Genomic DNA, 17,888 nt, shown 5'->3' on the forward strand with positions numbered 1-17,888 from the left:
TTCACCGAAATCAGCCTGTGTCTAGGTCTGGCGTTAGAAAAAGCGCCGAGATGACTCAGCTATGCCGCGGCGACCCATCACGCGGGGACGGCTGAGGATAGTGTGCTGGAGGAAGCGTCACATGGGATGTCGATTGCGACGCCCGGCATGCGCAGGCGACTAGAATTATGTCCATGAGCGAAACCAGCGCCCGTGAGCGACTAAAAGAACTGATCCAAGAACTTGCCATCGTACGTGGCAAGGTGACTCTGTCTTCCGGGAAGGAAGCGGACTACTACATCGATCTGCGTCGGGTCTCCTTGCAACAGGAAGCTTCCGGGCTGATTGGCGAGGTGATGTTAGACCTGCTCGACGAGGCAAAGCTTGAATTCACCAACGTCGGTGGCTTGACCATGGGAGCGGATCCGGTAGGAACCGCCATCATGCATACCGCACGCAATCAGGGACGTAAACTCGACGCGTTCGTGGTGCGCAAGGCACAGAAGTCCTACGGCATGGGCCGTCAGGTTGAAGGTCCCAGCGTTGATGGTCAGGACGTGATCGTGCTGGAAGATACTTCAACCACCGGCGGATCCGCATTGACCGCCGTTGAGGGTGTACGCAAAGCCGGCGGAAACGTCATTGCCGTCGCGGTAATCGTTGACCGTGACACCGGCGCGAAAGAACGTATCGAAGCCGAAGCTGGCGTGCCTTACCTGTTCGCCTATGGGAAGACCGAGTTGGGGCTCTAGAGCCTACTAATCATCTGGCCTCGTCCGAAGCTCACCAGCTTAGGACGAGGCCAGACGTTTAATATCGAGTTTAGGGTTGTGGCGCAGTGGCCGTCGACTCGCGTGGGATCAGGGATGCGGGCATCTGCGCTGGTTGCGTGACTTCTTCGCCGGCCAACATGCTCAACAGTAGGGTCACCGCGGTGGCTCCCATCTCATGCATAGGCTGACGTACCGTGCTCAGTGTGGGCATTGATTGGGCTGCCTCGGGAATGTCGTCAAAACCGATGACCGATAAATCATTGGGAACATTTAGTCCCAGGCTTTTGGCCGTTTCAATAGCCGAAAGTGCCGAGAGGTCATTGGCGGCAAAGATTGCGGTGGGCGGTTGCGGAAGCGTCAATAAATCGGTGGCGGCTATTGCCGCCAGATCTCGTTGATAGTCGCCGTCATGGACCAGTTGTGGGTCATAGGATATTCCCGCATCCTGTAGTGCTTGGCGGTATCCGGACTCGCGCAAGTGTGCAGATTTAAGGTCTGAACGTCCCTTGATATGACCAATGCGCCGGTGTCCAAGGGAGATCAGATGCTCGGTCGCAGTTTTGGCTCCGCCGAAGTTATCTACATCGATGGCCGCCGGACCACTCGTGCCGGCGTGTGGGTCAATAGCGATCACCGGAACCGAACTATGTGGGATCTCGACGGTGGGCGTGACGATAATGGCGCCGTCGATGAGCGTCCCGCCGAGTCGGGATAGTGAGCGGTGTTCCCAGCCGGCTCGGCCGCCCGGAGCGAGGTTGCCAGCGTAGGCCATGAGGTCGTACTGGGTGCCGCGAAGTGTTGCCGAAATTCCGTTGAGTAATTCCAATGCGAATGGCTCAAATTCGGCGACCAAGATCCCGATGATGTTAGTTCGACTGCTGCGCAAAGACGAAGCAACAAGAGAAGTTTCATAGCCCAGCTCGGCAATGACCTGCAGAACACGCTCCATGGTGCTCGGTGCTACGCCATAACGTGCGTTGACTACTTTAGACACGGTGGAGACAGAGACCCCGGCCGCCTGCGCAACATCATTAATGGTCACGCGGTTCGTTGTACTTTGAGACAGGGCAGAGCCAGGCGATTGTTCAGGGATGCCGGAGACTTCAGCCGATGGGGTTATCACTCGGCCTACGCTACCTCACGCTAAGGCGCGATTCCCACTAGGAAACTCGGTCTGGAGTTATAAAAACTTATATTTCGACATCGTTTTCGAAAACGTTATCGAAAACGATTGACATGACTTGCGTCACGGTGACATTCTTGGGTGAGCCAGACCGTCCGACACCGCATGGAGCGGGTCGCCCAACACACTTGAGGAGTCCACTATGGATCTTGGAAAAAGAGGATTAGGAATTCTTGCGTTGCTCGCCAGCACCGCACTGTTGGCCAGCGGTTGTTCGGGCGGAGGGGGAACCAACGACGCCGCTGCTGCCGGTGAAGACAAGACCATCACCTGGTGGCACAACTCCAATAATGGTGAAGGCAAGGCCTACTACGAGAAGGTAGCCGACGATTTCGAAGCCGCCCATGAGGGAGTAACCGTCGAGGTCAGCGCGATGCAGCACGAAGACATGCTCACCAAGCTCGATGCGGCATTCCAAAGTGGTGATGCTCCGGACGTCTACATGGAACGCGGCGGCGGTGAGCTGGCGGGCCACGTTGAAGCAGGCCTAACCCGTGACCTCAGCGAGCTGGCCACGGACGAGATTTCCATGATTGGTGGAAACATTGCCGGCTGGCAGGTCGACGGGAAAACCTACGCGCTGCCATACTCGGTGGGCCTGGCCGGATTCTGGTACAACAAGGCACTGTTCAAAGAAGCGGGAATTTCTAACCCACCACAGACCATGGATGAATGGATGGACGCGGTCAAAAAGCTGAAAGCAGAGGGAATTGATCCGGTATCGGTCGGTGCGGGAGATAAGTGGCCGGCCGCCCACTACTGGTACTACTCGGTACTTCGTGAATGCTCCCAAGAGGTACTCAACGCCTCGGTCAAGAACCTGGAATTTGATGACCAGTGCTTCGTCAAGGCCGGCGAAGATGTCAAAAAGGTCATTGATGCAGAGCCATTTAATCCCGGATTCCTTTCCACTCCGGCCCAGTCCGGCCCAACCTCAGCCTCAGGCCTGCTAGCTACCGAACGAGTAGCCATGGAATTGGCGGGCCACTGGGAACCGGGCATTATGCAGGGACTCACCGAAGACGGTAAAGGTCTGGGCGATGACACCGGATGGTTCCCATTCCCAACAATTGACGGCGGTGCCGGAGCGCAGGATGCACAGCTCGGCGGCGGCGACGCATGGGGTGTTTCGCAAGACGCTCCGGACGAAGCAGTCGACTTCGTCAAGTACCTGCTCTCCGATAGCGTGCAGCAAGGCTTCGCGAAGCTAGATATGGGACTGCCTACTAACCCGGCGGCCAATGACTCAGTGGCAGACCCGGCCCTCGCCTCGCTGCTCAAGGCCCGCGATGAATCCCCTTACGTTCAGCTGTACTTCGACACCGCTTTCGGCGCCTCCGTTGGTGGAGCGATGAATGACGAAATCGCGTTGCTCTTTGCCGGACAGTCCTCACCAGCAGACATCGTCGCTAAGAGCCAAGACGCCGCAAATATGGAGAAGTGATTCTCGGTGACAGAAGGGGTCAAAGTCGTTTCTGCCACCGTACCGGCCAGGCAGAGCACGGCTGCCGAAGCTCGGCCGCGGAACACCGCGGCCGAGCGTGGGAGCCGATCGCCAAAACGAAAACTACGCGCGCCGGCGGATAAGCGAAAAAACCTGGAGATCCTGTTCTTCGTCACTCCAGCGTTGTTGCTCATCGCGATGTTTATGTTGGTGCCGATCATTCAAGCGGTGCGGTTCTCCGTCTATAACTGGAAAGGATTCGGACCGCTTGTAGACTTCGTCGGCCTGCAGAACTACGTCAGGGTGCTACAAAACGAGGTCTTCACCGACGCTTTAGTGCATAACCTGGTCATCATTGCCGGATCGATCATCATCCAGCTGCCGCTGGGGTTGGCGATCGCGTTGTTGCTCAACCGCAAGATGAAGATTCAAGGGTTGCTGCGCACCATCATCTTCGTACCTTACGTATTGTCCGAAGTAATCGCCGGCGTCGTATGGTTCCAGCTCTTGCAGCCACAGTACGGGTTGATCGATACCGTATTGGCTAAACTCGGCATTCAGGGTCCTGCGCAAGGTTGGCTAGGTACGCCAGACCTGGCGCTGTGGACTGTGCTCATCGTGTTGACCTGGAAATATCTAGGTCTCGCGGTGATTCTGTTCCTTGCTGGACTGCAAGGGGTGCCGGATGAACTCTATGAGGCTGCGCAAATTGATGGAGCCTCATGGTGGCAAATCCAACGCAAAATCACCATCCCATTGCTGGGGCCAACCCTGCGCACCTGGGGTTTCCTCTCGATGGTCGGTTCCTTGCAGCTCTTTGACATGGTCTGGATTCTTACCGGCGGCGGGCCAGCAAATTCCACGACAACGATGGCCACATTCCTCGTATCTGAGGGAACCAAACGACAGAACTTCGGCGTCGCTTCGGCTGCATCGGTGATCTTGTTTATCGTTGCGCTGATTCTCGCCGTCTCTTATCAGCAGTTCATCCTCAAACGCGATACTCAGCCCGATACTTCGCGTAAGCGAAAGAAGGTGCGTCGATGAGCACTGCAACAACCTCAATAAAACCCGCTATGAAGACCAAAAAATCTCAGGGTAAATATGGTGGAAACGTACTTGTGTACGCGCTTTCCCTAGCAGTGGTAGCACTGACCCTAGGGCCGGTGCTTTATGGGGTACTTGGTGGGTTTCGTACCAATGCGCAGCTAGCCCAAGCGCCCGCGGCACTACCGGAACCATGGGTACTGAGCAATTACACCGGGGTACTAAACAACCCAGAATTCTGGCGTTATGCCCTGAACTCTACGATGATCGCGGTGCTCACCACGGTGATTGTGGTGGTTTTTGGAATCATGGCGGCCTACCCATTGGCGCGGTACCAGTTCAGGCTTCGCGAACCGATCTTCATGGTCTTCGTGCTGGGCCTGCTCTTTCCCGCCACGGTGGCAATCGTTCCGTTATTTATCCTGATCTCCCGAGATTTGAACCTAGGCAATACCTGGTGGGGCGTCGCCTTGCCGCAGGCAGCGTTCGCACTACCGATGACGGTAGTCATCCTGCGCCCCTTCTTGATCGCGTTGCCTCAAGAACTAGAAGAAGCGGCCCAGCTGGATGGAACCAGTCGCATCGGTTTTTTCTGGCGCATCTTATTGCCGCTATCTGGCCCGGGCATGGTCACCGTAGGCGTACTCGCCTTCGTGGGCTCGTGGAATGCCTACCTGCTACCGCTGTTGCTACTCCAAGGTGAGATGCGCACCCTCCCGTTGGGCGTCGCAGACTTCTCGACCGAGCACTCTGCAGATACCGCAGGAGTCTTTGCCTTCACCACCTTGGCCATGATCCCCGCGCTGATTTTCTTCCTCGCCATGCAGCGCCGCATTGTCAGCGGCCTGCAAGGAGCAGTCAAAGGCTAAGGCCTCGCGGAAACACTTTTCGGGCTAATGCCCAGTACTAAGGACCAAAATGAACATCGCAGAAAGCACGTGGCGTAACGCTGCACTGTCCATCGCAGAACGAGTCGCCGCGCTGATGGGCGAAATGACCATCGAAGAAAAAGTGAGCCAACTTGGTTCCTATTGGATTCGCCCCCAAGAAGACAACGACTCTGGCGAGGGAAACGTTGCACCCATGGAAGACACCTTCGTTGATGGGGTGAGTTTCACCGAAGAAATTCAGGATGGTCTGGGACAGATCACTAGGGCCTTCGGATCGTTTCCAGTGACCCCGGCTGAAGGACGCGACAAGCTGGCACAGATGCAGCGCGAGGTGACCGCAGCCAACCGCTTCGGTATTCCAGCTTTAGCGCATGAAGAATGCCTGACCGGGTTCACCACCATGGCGGCAACCTGCTACCCAGCGTCGATCGCTTGGGGTGCAAGCTTTGACCCGGCTCTAGTGAATAAGATGGCGCATCTTATTGGCCAAGATATGAAAAAAATGGGTGTTCATCTCGGTCTGTCTCCGGTCTTAGACGTGGTCAGGGACTACCGATGGGGCCGTGTGGAGGAAACCATGGGGGAGGACCCACACCTGGTCGCCGAGTTGGGAACTGCCTATGTGCGGGGGCTACAGTCTGGCGGCGTCCATGCGACGCTGAAACATTTTGCCGGATACGCAGCATCCAAAGCCGGTCGCAATCACGCACCGGTTTCCATGGGAGTGCGTGAACAGGAAGACGTTGTCTTTCCACCCTTCGAACGAGCCATCCGAGAAGGAAAAGTTCATTCGGTAATGAACTCCTACTCGGATCTTGATGGCGAAGCGCCGGCAGCGAGTCATCGCTTATTGACGCAGATCCTGCGCGAACGGTGGGGTTTTGAAGGTACTGTAGTTTCCGATTACTGGTCGATCAGCTTCTTGCAGGGAATGCATCAGGTTGCCGAAACCTTGAATGATGCCGGAATCATTTCGCTATCTGCCGGGATGGATGTGGAACTTCCCGAAACCAACGCCTTCCGTAATCTGGGCCGCGCAGTTGCCGAAGGAAAACTAGAGCCCAGCATCCTCGATGAAGCCGTACGTCGAGTACTCACGCAGAAAGCTCAGCTGGGACTGTTGGACTCCGAGTGGTCCCCCGAAGCACAGTGGGCTGGGTCCGACGTTGACTTGGACTCATCAGAGAATCGAGCCCACGCACGAAAAATGGCCGAAGAGTCCATCGTGCTGCTGAAAAACGAGGGAGTTCTTCCCTTGAAAAACCACGCATCGGTAGCCGTCATTGGGCCATCGGCCAGCCAACCGCGAACTCATCTAGGCTGTTACTCCTTTACGAATCATGTGCACTCACGGTATGCCGCAGATGATGATCATGGAATTGCGATGCAATCTATCCTCGAAGCGCTCCGCGACGAACCGGCTCTCAGCGATAGTCGCTTCAACTATGAGCGTGGCGTCGATTTTACGCATCCAGATGTTAGCGGCATCGACGCTGCGGTAGAAGCAGCCCGCGCTGCAGACATTGCGGTAGTGACGGTGGGAGATCTGGCTGGACTCTTTGGCCGGGGAACTTCCGGCGAAGGTTGCGACGTGGTGGATCTAGCTCTGCCCGGCAAACAAGTCGAGCTAGTCGAAGCGGTACTTGCCACCGGAACACCGACGGTACTGGTGCTGGTCACTGGCCGCCCCTATTCCTTAGGGCAGTTCGAGTCTCGGGTTAAGGCCGTCGTGCAGGCATTTATGCCTGGTGTTGAAGGCGGCCCGGCTCTCGCATCTGTACTCAGCGGCGCGGTTAACCCGTCGGGGAAGCTGCCTGTGCAGATACCGGACCACCTCGGTGGCCAGCCCGGAACATATCTCACCGGACAGCTCGGCTGGAATAACGACGGCGTATCGAACCTTGATCCGCGGCCGCTCTACCCGTTTGGACATGGAAGTTCATATACGAACTTTGAGCTCAAAGATCTGGAATTATCAACCACCGAAATTTCCTCGGATGCCGCAGTACTCATCAGCGCAACAGTCTCCAACATTGGTGATCGAGATGGTGCCGAAGTAGTGCAACTTTATCTTGATGACAAGGTGTCACAAGTAGTTCGCCCACGGCTCTGGCTCGCCGGCTTCGCCAAGGTCCGAGTGGCTGCCGGGGAATCGAAGCGGGTGGAATTTGAACTACACGCGGAACGTACATCCTTTACCGGAGTATCCGGGCAGCGTGTGGTGGAACCAGGAGTGTTCGGCGTGCGCGTCGGTTCCAGCAGTGAGGACCTGCCGTTGGCAGCAGAATTCCGAATTACTGGGCCATTGCGCGAGGTCCCCGAAGGTCGAGTAATGGATACCCCGGTCAGGGTTAAATAAGAGCACTTCCGCTGTGTCCATTCATATGTGAAGGCCACGTCCCACCCAGTGTCTCTGCGTTGGGTGGAACGTGGCCTTGCTAGTATTTATCGGCTTTCTAAACCGGGACACTTGGGAATGCATGTCAGCGAGATGTTCGAGGAAACTGCACCACCATTTTGGATGCGGTACAGGCTTAGGTGGGCATGAGTCAGGGAAAGATGATCGAGATTGTCTGGGACTACATTTCATGACATAGATACAAGCTGATTCGTGCAGAGATGGCGCAAGAACCAACCTTGCAAGATATTTATTTGATCAGTTTTGTGGCGTACGCATCGGACCAAAACCCGCTTGAACATGTCTGGAACGATGCGAAAAACGTGATCAATAACAGGTAGCGTGATGTTTTGAGCCCGCTGTTGCACCGTTTGAAGCGCAGGTGCGTTCGACGGTTTTGACTACAAAGTCTGATTTGGTAGCGACTTCTCTTGAAAGTTGGAACCATATCAGAGGTGAAAGAGAGTATTGCCGACAGCTCAATTCGTCTCAAATGAATTCAACTTTTCGCCGGTATAAAGAAAATGTCAGTAAATCTTGACCGTATATATCGGCGTAGCCCGTAGCCGAGCTCCGTGCGCGGTCGTACTGGTGGAGTCTTAGATTTTGAACTTCATAAGAAGTGATTTGACGGTCACCGGCCGAGCGTCTGATTCCGTTAGAAAATATCGATGACGTGATTATTGCTGCTCTTCATCGAGGCAGAGATAACTAAAACGGCGCACCCCTTGAAGCGGCGACAGGCCTGTATCAGGGCGCAGACTCGAATTCTGCAAGGTCAACTGGAGAAGACGACCCTCTGTATCGGGGTATCTCGATACAGAGGGCCAAATTCTCAGTTTCTAATACGGCTTAGATTTTGTGCTTAGTCCTTGGAAGGCTTCGCGTCCTTCGTTGAGCCATTGCCTCCGTCGGCAACCAGTTCAGCGTGAATGTTCGCCACCGATGAGAACTGGAGGTCTGGACGGAATGGGAAGGTATCAACGTCACTGGCCGAGGTAATGCCGGTGTGAACCAGTGCGGTCAACAGGCCTGCTTCCATGCCCGCGATAATGTCGGTATCCATACGGTCACCGATCATCGCAGTGGTTTCCGAATGTGCGTCGATTCGGTTCAACGCCGAACGGAACATCATAGGGTTTGGCTTGCCCACCACATATGGCTCGCGGTTGGTTGCGCGGGTGATTAGTGCGGCCACGGCACCTGTTGCTGGTAAGAGGCCCTCAGCCGAGGGGCCAGTCGCATCCGGGTTGGTGGCGATAAAGCGCGCTCCACCTTCGATTAACCGAATTGCTTTGGTGATGGCCTCGAAGGAGTAGGTGCGAGTTTCACCAAGAACCACGTAGTCCGGCTTCTGGTCCGTCATGATGAACCCGGCGTCGTGCAAGGCGGTGGTCAGTCCGGCTTCACCGATAACGAACGCGCGTCCACCGGGACGCTGGCGAGCAAGGAATTCTGCCGTTGCTAATGCCGAGGTCCAGATGTTCTGCTCCGGAACGTCTAGTCCGGAGGCCAGTAGGCGAGCACGCAGGTCACGTGGGGTGTAGATGGAGTTGTTTGTCAGCACCAAGAAGCGCAAGTCATTATCGCGCCAGTACTTCATGAGCTCGGCGGCACCCTTGATGGCCTGATTTTCGTGGACTAATACGCCGTCCATGTCGGTCAGCCAGGTTTTGATGTCGTGAATAGTGCGTGCGGCACGAGTTACGGTCGTCACGAGGTGTTATTCCTCCTTGGGCAGTGATGGTGGGACGTATCGTCATCGATCAACTTCCCTGATGTTTAAAGCCTACACAGCAAACAACAAGAACGCCGTGAACGTGGACACCTCGCAGAACAACTACCCTTAAAGGGTGAACGAAGAATCTGTTGAACCCATGGTAGACCCAGCAGCTGCACACATCATTGGTGTCGGCCCCTGGGAAGGAGAGCTACCCACCGAAACGCACTACGACCCCGAGCTATTGGCGGAGGGCGATAAGCGCAACGTTGCCGACAAGTACCGGTACTGGTCAATGGACGCGATCATTGCAGATCTTGACGAACGCCGCCACGATTTTCATATCGCTATCGAAAACTGGCAACACGATATGAACATTGGCACCGTGGTGCGCTCGGCTAATGCGTTCCTCGCCAAGGAAGTGCATATTATTGGCCGTCGACGCTGGAACCGCCGCGGAGCGATGGTCACCGATCGTTACCAACACGTACGCCACCATGCCACCGTGGATGAATTTGTAACCTGGGCCGAGGGAGAAGGGCTGACAATTATCGGGATTGACATCTTCCCCGACTCTGTCCCGCTAGAAACCTATGATCTGCCGCGAAACTGCGTTCTGGTCTTCGGTCAAGAAGGTCCAGGGCTTAGCCCCGAGGTGCACGCGGCAGCAAAAGACACACTTTCAATAGAGCAGTTCGGTTCAACTCGTTCGATAAATGCTGCCTCAGCAGCTGGGATAGCTATGCACGCGTGGGTTCGCCGGCACGTCTTTGGGCAACGTATAAGTTAACAAAAGTCTAAACATCTGATTTTTAAGCAGAAGTTTACTCGAGCATCTGGATTAGTTGCCGAATTCAGCTTAGGCTAGGCCTTGGTTATGCATTCGTGATCTGGGAGCGGCTTGTAGTGAAACGGCGACATCAGGTAAACCACGACCTACTACTTATCGGATTACCCCGAAAAAGGAAACGTCTGGTCGTATGGGCTACCTCTGTGGTGGCCGCTATAGGACTCACCGGAGCGCTCGCAATTCCTATCGTTGCGCAGACAGCAGATAACCGTCAGGGCAATATGCCCATTGCAATCGACGCAAACGCCGAACAGGCAAATTTCAGCAATTCGGTTTATGTCAGTCAAGATGCACCTTTGAACGCTTTCGGCGGATCGGGACATGCGCTTGCCATTGATGGTCGCCCGCTAGGCGTGGTTGAGGGAGCGGCGGAATCTTCCGAAGAAGCAGAATCCGAAACTGAGACGGCATTGTTGGCCGGAGCCGTAGGCGCCATTGGTCAGCTACCCGGTGGCTTGCAACTCATGCATCCGGTCCCAACCCGCCGTATCTCCAGCCCTTACGGCTGGCGCAGCAACCCTACCGGTGCTGGAAATCAGATCCACATCGGTCAGGACTACCCAATTTCTTGCGGTTCCCCTGTTTACGCCAGTGAAGCCGGACGGGTTATTGTCTCCGGTTGGCACGGGCACTCGGGTATGCGCGTGACCATTGATCACGGAAACAACGTGCAGACCGGCTACAGTCACAACTCAAAGCTAGTCGCCAAGATTGGCCAAGAGGTCAAGCAGGGTGAACTGATCGCGCTCGCCGGTACTACCGGGAACTCGACCGGCTGCCACGTGCACTTCGAGGTCATTGTTGATGGCCGTTGGCACGATCCACGTAACTACCTTCCAAATATTTCTGGACAGCCAAACGCAATGATCGATTCGACCCGTCTGACGGTCAATTCGAACAGTGCGCCTAAGGGCAACGGATCAAACGGTCCACAGTCTCAGGCTCCAAACCGTGACCAGGGCGCGAACCCTGACGTGGTGGTACCGGAGAACGACACCCCAGTGGTGCCGAAACCTAAACCAAAACCTAAGCCAAGCCCGAGTGATTCAAACTCGCCGTCGCCTACTGAGTCCAAATCTCCGTCACCGAGCGATTCGAACACTCCTTCACCGACCGATACCAAGTCGCCATCGCCGACGGACACAAAAACTCCGTCACCGACCGATGGCACTAAGGATCCTTCGCCGCCGGAAGGCTCGGAGTCTCCAACGGACGGTAAGGACACACCGTCGCCGAAGCCTTCGGTACCGGAGACGGAAGCACCTCCAACTTCGCCAAAGCCAAAACCTTCGGCACCTCAGCCGGAGAAGCCTGAGTCCAATACTCCGCAGCCGCCTTCAGACTCGAATTCCGGTGGGTCTCAGAGCCCTGTGGCTCCAAAGCAGTCTGGATCTGCAAGCAACAATGTTCAGACCTCGGAGTCTGAAAGTAAGTAGCAAGTGAACGTATACCGCGGGTGTTAGCCGGCTTCTGGTCCGGGTAACATCCGCGGTTTGTTCGTTAAATCGGTGGCAACTCGTGTCACGTTCAGAGATCTATGCCACGTCAGGGCCTGCTGCCGATAGGATGGGGTGAGAAACGCCGTCAACGGCGACGCGTCCACCCTCGCTAATCACAAGGAGTGAAGCATGCCTATCGCAACCCCCGATAAGTACAATGCAATGATCGATGCCGCCAAGGCTGGCGGTTACGCCTTCCCGGCGGTCAACGTCACCAGCTCGCAGACCCTGAATGCCGCAATCCGCGGCTTCGCAGAAGCTGAGTCAGATGGCATCATCCAGGTTTCCACCGGTGGCGCAGCCTACTGGTCCGGTGCCTCCGTCAAGGACATGGTCACCGGCTCGCTCGGCTTTGCCGCCTTTGCACGTCAGGTAGCTAAGAGCTACGGCGTGAATATTGCGCTACACACCGACCACTGCCCAGCGGACAAGCTGGACAGCTTTGTCCTGCCACTGCTTGCTGCGTCTGAAGCAGAGGTCGCCGCTGGCCGAGATCCTTTCTTCAACTCCCACATGTGGGACGGCTCGGCAGAGACTCTAGAAGAAAACCTACGCATCGCAGCAGAATTGCTACCACGCACCGCTGCTGCCAAGCAGATCCTCGAAGTTGAAATCGGCACCGTAGGTGGCGAAGAAGATGGCGTAGAGAACGAAATCAACGAAAAGCTGTACACCACCGTTGAAGACGCCATGGCGACCATCGAAGCCTTGGGCACCGGCGAAAAGGGTCGTTACATCACGGCCTTGACCTTCGGTAACGTGCACGGCGTGTATAAGCCAGGCGGCGTGAAGCTCCGTCCAGAGATCCTGAAGGACATTCAGGCTCAGATCGGTACGAAGCTGGGCAAGGCTAACCCCTTTGACCTAGTCTTCCACGGTGGTTCGGGCTCCTCCCAGCAGGAAATCGCAGATGCTGTTTCCTACGGCGTGATCAAGATGAACATTGATACCGACACCCAGTACGCGTTCACCCGCCCAGTTGCCGGCCACATGTTCGCTAACTACGACGGCGTGCTGAAGGTTGACGGCGAAGTCGGCAACAAGAAGACCTATGACCCTCGCGTTTGGGGCGCCAAGGCTGAAGAGTCCATGGCTGCTCGCATCGTCGAAGCATCGCGTCAGCTAGGCTCCGCCGGAAAGTCGCTGAAGTAAACATGGTCGGAGAGAACCTACTGGGGATTCCAGAAACACTATTGCCGGAGGAAACCGACGTGCTTGCGCGTCTGGACGCCGGAGACGAAGCTATCGACTTGGCGGCTAAGTTCCCATCGTCATCGCTGGTCTGGGCTCTGCTCGCCAACGAGGCTCATGCCGAGGGTCGCACCGTGGATTCTTACGCGTTCGCTCGCGTGGGTTATCACCGTGGCCTGGATTCGCTGCGAAAGGCTGGATGGCGCGGACAGGGCCCAGTGCCTTGGCGCCATGAGCCAAACCGCGGCTTTCTGCGTTCGCTCTACGCGCTGGGCCGTGCGGCTGCAGCGATTGGTGAAAGCGAAGAAGTGGATCGCATTGAGAAGTTCCTCAACGATTCGGATTCCAGCGCAAAGGCAGCTATCGAAGCCGAGTAACAACTGACAAAAGATGCGGACGAAAACTTACAAGTTTTCGTCCGCATTTTTTGTCCAAAAGCACGCGACCCATAGAGCTGTGCGTGGAAGACTCTCCAATCCTCATGACTTTTCGGCGTTCAGGGCCCACTTGGGGTCGAGCATAAACATCTGACCAACCTGTGTCTCGCTGAGCTTTGAACCATTAACATCAGTGTTCGGACCGTTTAGCGCCGATGATTGAAATATGAGGGCGTTCTCATGAGGTTCTACTTTTAGTTTCATATTGTTTACCTAGAGTTCATTTGAGAGAACAAATCATCACCTCATCACAATGAAGGGAGTCCACCGTGCTTTCGTTCTGGCTGGCTCTAGGTTCAAACATCGTCGGCATCACCATCTTGGTTTACTTCGTGTATTTTCGCAGGCATTTCAGGCGTGATTTGGTATTGGCTTACGTTGCGCTGAGCATGGGTATTTTTGCGGTCACCATGTTGCTTTCAGGCAGTGGAGCGGGGATGGGGCTTGGGCTGGGTCTCTTCGGTATTTTGTCGATTATTCGACTACGTTCCGATACTCTGACGCAAGAAGAAGTCGCTTACTACTTCATCTCTCTTGCCATTGGTCTGGTTAATGGACTGCATCCGGACCCGGCCTGGTTGGCGCCGTCGGCTACCGCCGCCTTGGTGCTCGTAATGTATGTGGCAGACCACCCAAGTTTTGCACCGCGCACCGAACGCCAGACGGTGACTTTAGAGAAAGCTTATGCGCAAAAGCCAGATCTGGTGGCTGCGCTAGAAGATCTGCTCAACGCGAAGGTACTGCGCACCGTGGTTGTTGAACTGGACATGGTCCGTGACCTGACTATTGTGGATGTCCGCTTCCGGACCAATAAGCACATCAAACCACAGCAGCAGCCGGTGGAGTCCGGTGGTACCTATGAGCTAGCAAAAGCCTCGCCAATTTCGGCAACTGAGGCTAAACAGGAGTCGTGGTCGAAATGACCGCGCAAGCGATGGCTTCGCTATCCCGTGAGGTTTTAGAAGATGCTGTTGTAGATCGAGCACCAATCGGACTAGCCGAGGTGATCTCGGAAGCCGCATTGCAAACTCGTGTGGACCGTAAATTTTTGCTGACGCCAGAAGAGTTCACCGCATTGTCTGAACGGCTGGGGGATCAGTTTAAAATCATGGAAATCGACGGACTACGAACCTTTCGTTATGAGTCTGTGTACTTCGATACCGAGGATTTTGAACAGTATCGTGCCCACCGCCAAGGGCGTCGCCGACGCTATAAGGTCCGCTCCCGCACATACGCGGATACCGGACTGTCGATGTTTGAAATAAAAACTAAAGGACTCCGTGGAGCAACGGTGAAACACCGTGTGGAACAAGCGCCAGAGCAAGCCGGTGAACTCAGCGAAGAGAATCGTGAATTCCTAGACCAGGTATTGGCCAGCGAATATGGCGAAGAAGCGCCACCGTTGTCAGCGGTCCTTGATAGCACCTACACCCGAGCGACATTCGTGAATCCCATTGACGGTGAACGAGTCACCTGCGACGTGGAATTGAACTACGCAAACGATGAAAAACAGATCGCAGGACCGGACCTGATAGTGGTGGAAACCAAATCCGCAGACGGCCGTGGGGTCTCCGACCGGGCGCTTGCTGAACTAGGTATTCGTGAGGTCAGCATGTCCAAGTACTGTATCGGGATAGCATTGCTACATCCTCAGCTCCCAGCCAACCGCTGGAGTCGACTCTTGGCCCAACGCTTCGGAACGCGCCATGGCCCGGTGTCACACCCGACGCGCCCCTGGTCGATGGTCCGTAGTTAGATCTCCTAGGCAAGCATTTCCCCGAGAATATCTCGGGGAAATGCTTGTTTAACGCGCGCTAGCTAGGCGGTAGCCCACACCTCGAACGGTTTCGAAGCGTTCCCCGCCAAGTTTGTTTCGTAGGTAGCGCACATACACGTCCACCACATTTGAGCCAGGATCAAAGTCGTAACCCCACACTCTGGAGAGCAGTTGTTCGCGGCTGAGCACCTGGCCTGGGTTGCGCAGGAAGGCTTCGGCCAGCACAAATTCGCGGGCTGAGAGTTCAATTTCCTTTCCTGCCACGAGTACCCGGCGTCGCAACAAATCCATTTCGAGATCCTCGTGACTGAGCACCGAGGTTTCGCTCGCATTATCTTCTGTGCGCAGACGTAACCTCACGCGGGCTAGTAATTCGTCAAAATGGAAAGGCTTGGCCATATAGTCATCGGCGCCATTTTGCAGTCCGGTGACGGTGTCTTCCACGCTGCCTCGCGCGGTCAAAATAATGACTGGGGAATCAATATGTGCCGCACGCATTCGTCGGAGCACCGAGAAACCGTCTTCATCAGGTAGCCCAAGATCCAAGATGATCAGCTCAAAGTCGCCTTTGAGGGCCAAATCAAATCCGTCACGGCCGGTACCGGCCACAGCAGAAGTCAGTCCCGCTGCGCGCAGGCCTTTGGCAACAAATGAACTAATACGTGGCTCATCTTCAATGATCAGGATACGACTCATACTTCGGTACCTCGTTTTGTCAGTGGGATATCGATATAGAAGGTGGAGCCCTTCCCCGGCTCAGCATCTACCCAGACGCTACCGCCATGGGCCGTGGCTATGGCCGAAACAATGTTTAACCCCAGACCGGAACCGTCCGAGCGCACCGAGTTCTTTCCACGCCCAAAGCGCTCAAAGATTCGTTCGATATCTTCGGGCTGGATTCCTACGCCGTTATCCGAGACCCACCAACGCAACAACGTCTCACCGTGTCCGTCTCTCAGTATTTCGTTGCCCAAACCGATGCGAGTGCCAGCGGAGGAAAACTTCATGGCGTTAGCGCAGAGCTGTAACATCGCCTGGGTAATGCGGGTCTGGTCGAGGGTGACGGTAGATTCGCAGCGGTAATCTATGCGCCAGTGCCGGTCACCTAAGCCACGGGCTTTGTCCAAAATCTCATCTAGTAGAGCGCCCACTTCCGTGGGTGCTGGCTGGATGAAGTCAGTCCGGTTTGATTTAGCGAGCATTACTAAGTCGTTAATGAGTAGGGACATGCGACTCATCTCGTCCAAGGCAATGTCTTTGCTCTGCGTGACGTCTTCTGGATCATTTTCATCCATTAGTTCAAGATGTCCACTGACGATGGTTACCGGTGTACGTAGCTCATGTCCAACATCGTCCAGTAGCTGTCGTTGTGACTTGAGCGAGTCTTCTAAACGGTCGAGCATCTCATTGATGGTCACCGTCAACTCGGCGAATTCATCGTTTCCGGTGACTTCAATACGCCGAGACAGGTCACTTTCCGAGATCTGGTGTGCGGTGGTTTGCAGTCGTCGGATCGGTTCCAGTGTCCGGTTGACGACCAACCAAGAGGCGCCCGCCGCCAGCGCCATGACGAGGAACCCTACGGCCGTAAATATCGAGATATTACGGTCATTGGCGCGTGCCTCGGCGTGATAATCATAGGCGAGGACGAAGGCGCTCGATTTGGGGTCTTCCGGAAGCTGCACGGGAACTACCACCGCCCGATAGGTAGTGATTTCGGTGGTGACGGTGCCTAGGTGGATATGGCTATCTGTTTTGCTCTGTTGCGCCCACTGGAGAAATTCAGGGTCATCTTCGAGCCGTAATTCCACTACTTCGGGTGCGGTCCAGCGGACGTCACCATCGGCTAGTCCCAGCATGCCTTGATGCCGGGATGGCAACGTGCGTTGCATGGCGGTGTAGAGCAGATCTTCGGCTTTTTCAAAGCGTTTCAGCGTTCGAGGATCCACCCCGGTTTCGGTGAGCACCCCAAATTCCTGCACGGTGCGTGATAACGAGTCATCGATTCGCTCGTTCAATTCATGACGTTGAACCGCGAAACTGGCGGCCCCCGCGCAGAGCAACGCCAGTCCCACAACCAGCAGCATTCCGGTGAGCACCCGCGCACGGATGGACCATGAGCGTTTAGTCGTCATCATCGCCCTCTAGGTCATCATCGTCATCGTCATCGTCATCGTCATCGTCATCGTAGCTGTTTGCCGATGGTGGCAGTGGGACGACTGGTTTTTTGCTCGGTTTTGGTTTGACCGTAGGGGCCTTGCTCGGCTTGGCCGTAGGCGATTTTTTCACCGGAGGCGCACTAGTTTTCGGGCTTTGAGTTGGTATCGAAGTTTTTGAGGGTTTGTCCGACCGGGTTGTCGAGGGGGTGGGTGATGGTGAGGGGATACCTGGCCCACCGCCCGAAGGAGAGGGGTGCGTGTCCTGGATGATGAAGCCGTTTCCTAAGTCTTTATCCGAAGGATCCGCGACGACCTGCCGGATGCCGAGAATTCCCAAGAGCACCACCACGATCACAATGACCAGAAGTGCGATACGACGCAACGTTTCCAAACCCATACCACCATTGTGTCCGAGGCAAATGAGACGAAGATGAGAACCGGCGCGCGTTGCAAGTTCGGCATTAGCGACTCGCCTCGCTGAACTTGAAGGTTCATCCATTCGGATTGTTTTTCTCCTCGTTACCTTCTCGTAGCAGGTAGT

General features: G+C 55.4%; 16 protein-coding genes. 11 read left to right on the forward strand and 5 right to left on the reverse strand.

Annotated elements, in window-relative coordinates; genetic code table 11:
• The first annotated feature begins 173 nt into the window (after window positions 1–173).
• Window positions 174–731, forward strand: coding sequence for an orotate phosphoribosyltransferase (pyrE, locus tag ACX5K5_RS01050; protein ID WP_170947861.1), 558 nt, complete (start codon window positions 174–176; stop codon window positions 729–731).
• A 70-nt stretch (window positions 732–801) separates the two neighbouring features.
• Here the strand turns inward: pyrE and ACX5K5_RS01055 are convergent, their stop codons facing one another.
• Window positions 802–1,794 (reverse strand): LacI family DNA-binding transcriptional regulator, encoded by a 993-nt coding sequence (locus tag ACX5K5_RS01055; RefSeq protein ID WP_443438146.1) that lies wholly within the window; start codon window positions 1,792–1,794, stop codon window positions 802–804.
• 283 nt (window positions 1,795–2,077) lie between these two features.
• On the opposite strand from ACX5K5_RS01055, the gene ACX5K5_RS01060 reads away from it, so the two are divergent.
• From ACX5K5_RS01060 to ACX5K5_RS01075, 4 genes are read left to right on the forward strand one after another with little or no spacing between them, the layout of a single operon-like run.
• Entirely contained in the window at window positions 2,078–3,379 is a 1,302-nt protein-coding gene (locus ACX5K5_RS01060) for an extracellular solute-binding protein (protein ID WP_443438147.1), read from the forward strand.
• Between the two features lie 6 nt (window positions 3,380–3,385).
• The gene (locus ACX5K5_RS01065) at window positions 3,386–4,426 is read left to right on the forward strand and encodes a carbohydrate ABC transporter permease (RefSeq protein ID WP_096256303.1); all 1,041 of its coding nucleotides are present in this window, start codon (window positions 3,386–3,388) and stop codon (window positions 4,424–4,426) included.
• The gene (locus ACX5K5_RS01070) at window positions 4,423–5,295 is read left to right on the forward strand and encodes a carbohydrate ABC transporter permease (protein WP_205738278.1); all 873 of its coding nucleotides are present in this window, start codon (window positions 4,423–4,425) and stop codon (window positions 5,293–5,295) included. Before ACX5K5_RS01065 ends, ACX5K5_RS01070 begins: the two co-directional genes overlap by 4 nt.
• Window positions 5,296–5,344: 49 nt before the next feature.
• The gene (locus ACX5K5_RS01075) at window positions 5,345–7,675 is read left to right on the forward strand and encodes a glycoside hydrolase family 3 N-terminal domain-containing protein (RefSeq protein ID WP_443443163.1); all 2,331 of its coding nucleotides are present in this window, start codon (window positions 5,345–5,347) and stop codon (window positions 7,673–7,675) included.
• 904 nt (window positions 7,676–8,579) lie between these two features.
• On the opposite strand, the gene ACX5K5_RS01080 is transcribed toward ACX5K5_RS01075, so the two are convergent.
• Window positions 8,580–9,371, reverse strand: coding sequence for an HAD-IIA family hydrolase (locus ACX5K5_RS01080; RefSeq protein ID WP_229677156.1), 792 nt, complete (start codon window positions 9,369–9,371; stop codon window positions 8,580–8,582).
• A gap of 220 nt (window positions 9,372–9,591) precedes the next feature.
• Here ACX5K5_RS01080 and ACX5K5_RS01085 point away from each other — a divergent pair, with 220 nt between their 5' ends.
• From ACX5K5_RS01085 to ACX5K5_RS01110, 6 genes are all read left to right on the forward strand, one after another.
• Window positions 9,592–10,224, forward strand: coding sequence for a TrmH family RNA methyltransferase (locus ACX5K5_RS01085; protein ID WP_096256300.1), 633 nt, complete (start codon window positions 9,592–9,594; stop codon window positions 10,222–10,224).
• A 116-nt stretch (window positions 10,225–10,340) separates the two neighbouring features.
• The gene (locus ACX5K5_RS01090; protein ID WP_459174881.1) at window positions 10,341–11,720 is read left to right on the forward strand and encodes a M23 family metallopeptidase; all 1,380 of its coding nucleotides are present in this window, start codon (window positions 10,341–10,343) and stop codon (window positions 11,718–11,720) included.
• Window positions 11,721–11,912: 192 nt separating this feature from the next.
• Window positions 11,913–12,935 (forward strand): class II fructose-bisphosphate aldolase, encoded by a 1,023-nt coding sequence (gene fbaA, locus ACX5K5_RS01095; protein ID WP_096256298.1) that lies wholly within the window; start codon window positions 11,913–11,915, stop codon window positions 12,933–12,935.
• A 2-nt stretch (window positions 12,936–12,937) separates the two neighbouring features.
• On the forward strand, window positions 12,938–13,351 hold the full coding sequence (locus ACX5K5_RS01100; RefSeq protein ID WP_096256297.1) for a DUF3151 domain-containing protein: 414 nt from the start codon (window positions 12,938–12,940) through the stop codon (window positions 13,349–13,351).
• A 329-nt stretch (window positions 13,352–13,680) separates the two neighbouring features.
• Window positions 13,681–14,334, forward strand: coding sequence for a DUF4956 domain-containing protein (locus tag ACX5K5_RS01105; RefSeq protein WP_188686239.1), 654 nt, complete (start codon window positions 13,681–13,683; stop codon window positions 14,332–14,334).
• Window positions 14,331–15,167, forward strand: coding sequence for a polyphosphate polymerase domain-containing protein (locus ACX5K5_RS01110; protein ID WP_096256295.1), 837 nt, complete (start codon window positions 14,331–14,333; stop codon window positions 15,165–15,167). The genes ACX5K5_RS01105 and ACX5K5_RS01110 overlap by 4 nt, the downstream gene beginning before the upstream one ends.
• 48 nt (window positions 15,168–15,215) lie before the next feature.
• On the opposite strand, the gene ACX5K5_RS01115 is transcribed toward ACX5K5_RS01110, so the two are convergent.
• The 3 genes from ACX5K5_RS01115 to ACX5K5_RS01125 are packed head-to-tail and all read right to left on the reverse strand — an operon-like array spanning window position 15,216 to window position 17,846.
• Window positions 15,216–15,884 (reverse strand): response regulator transcription factor, encoded by a 669-nt coding sequence (locus ACX5K5_RS01115; protein ID WP_459174882.1) that lies wholly within the window; start codon window positions 15,882–15,884, stop codon window positions 15,216–15,218.
• Complete coding sequence (locus ACX5K5_RS01120; RefSeq protein ID WP_229677149.1) at window positions 15,881–17,326, reverse strand: sensor histidine kinase; 1,446 nt, start codon at window positions 17,324–17,326, stop codon at window positions 15,881–15,883. Before ACX5K5_RS01120 ends, ACX5K5_RS01115 begins: the two co-directional genes overlap by 4 nt.
• A complete protein-coding gene (locus tag ACX5K5_RS01125) occupies window positions 17,313–17,846 on the reverse strand; it encodes a hypothetical protein (protein WP_459174883.1) in 534 nt (177 codons plus the stop codon). The genes ACX5K5_RS01120 and ACX5K5_RS01125 overlap by 14 nt, the downstream gene beginning before the upstream one ends.
• Window positions 17,847–17,888 lie beyond the last annotated feature (42 nt).

It is taken from the genome of Glutamicibacter bergerei (genome assembly GCF_054495185.1).

What these genes read in the sequence shown, in the direction of transcription:
- pyrE (WP_170947861.1), top strand. Translation starts at nt 174, where the DNA reads ATGAGCGAAACCAGCGCCCGTGAGCGACTAAAAGAACTGATCCAAGAA.
- ACX5K5_RS01060 (WP_443438147.1), top strand. Translation starts at nt 2,078, where the DNA reads ATGGATCTTGGAAAAAGAGGATTAGGAATTCTTGCGTTGCTCGCCAGC.
- ACX5K5_RS01070 (WP_205738278.1), top strand. Translation starts at nt 4,423, where the DNA reads ATGAGCACTGCAACAACCTCAATAAAACCCGCTATGAAGACCAAAAAA.
- ACX5K5_RS01075 (WP_443443163.1), top strand. Translation starts at nt 5,345, where the DNA reads ATGAACATCGCAGAAAGCACGTGGCGTAACGCTGCACTGTCCATCGCA.
- ACX5K5_RS01080 (WP_229677156.1), bottom strand. Translation starts at nt 9,371, where the DNA reads ATGGACGGCGTATTAGTCCACGAAAATCAGGCCATCAAGGGTGCCGCC.
- ACX5K5_RS01085 (WP_096256300.1), top strand. Translation starts at nt 9,592, where the DNA reads ATGGTAGACCCAGCAGCTGCACACATCATTGGTGTCGGCCCCTGGGAA.
- fbaA (WP_096256298.1), top strand. Translation starts at nt 11,913, where the DNA reads ATGCCTATCGCAACCCCCGATAAGTACAATGCAATGATCGATGCCGCC.
- ACX5K5_RS01100 (WP_096256297.1), top strand. Translation starts at nt 12,938, where the DNA reads ATGGTCGGAGAGAACCTACTGGGGATTCCAGAAACACTATTGCCGGAG.
- ACX5K5_RS01110 (WP_096256295.1), top strand. Translation starts at nt 14,331, where the DNA reads ATGACCGCGCAAGCGATGGCTTCGCTATCCCGTGAGGTTTTAGAAGAT.
- ACX5K5_RS01115 (WP_459174882.1), bottom strand. Translation starts at nt 15,884, where the DNA reads ATGAGTCGTATCCTGATCATTGAAGATGAGCCACGTATTAGTTCATTT.
- ACX5K5_RS01120 (WP_229677149.1), bottom strand. Translation starts at nt 17,326, where the DNA reads ATGATGACGACTAAACGCTCATGGTCCATCCGTGCGCGGGTGCTCACC.
- ACX5K5_RS01125 (WP_459174883.1), bottom strand. Translation starts at nt 17,846, where the DNA reads ATGGATGAACCTTCAAGTTCAGCGAGGCGAGTCGCTAATGCCGAACTT.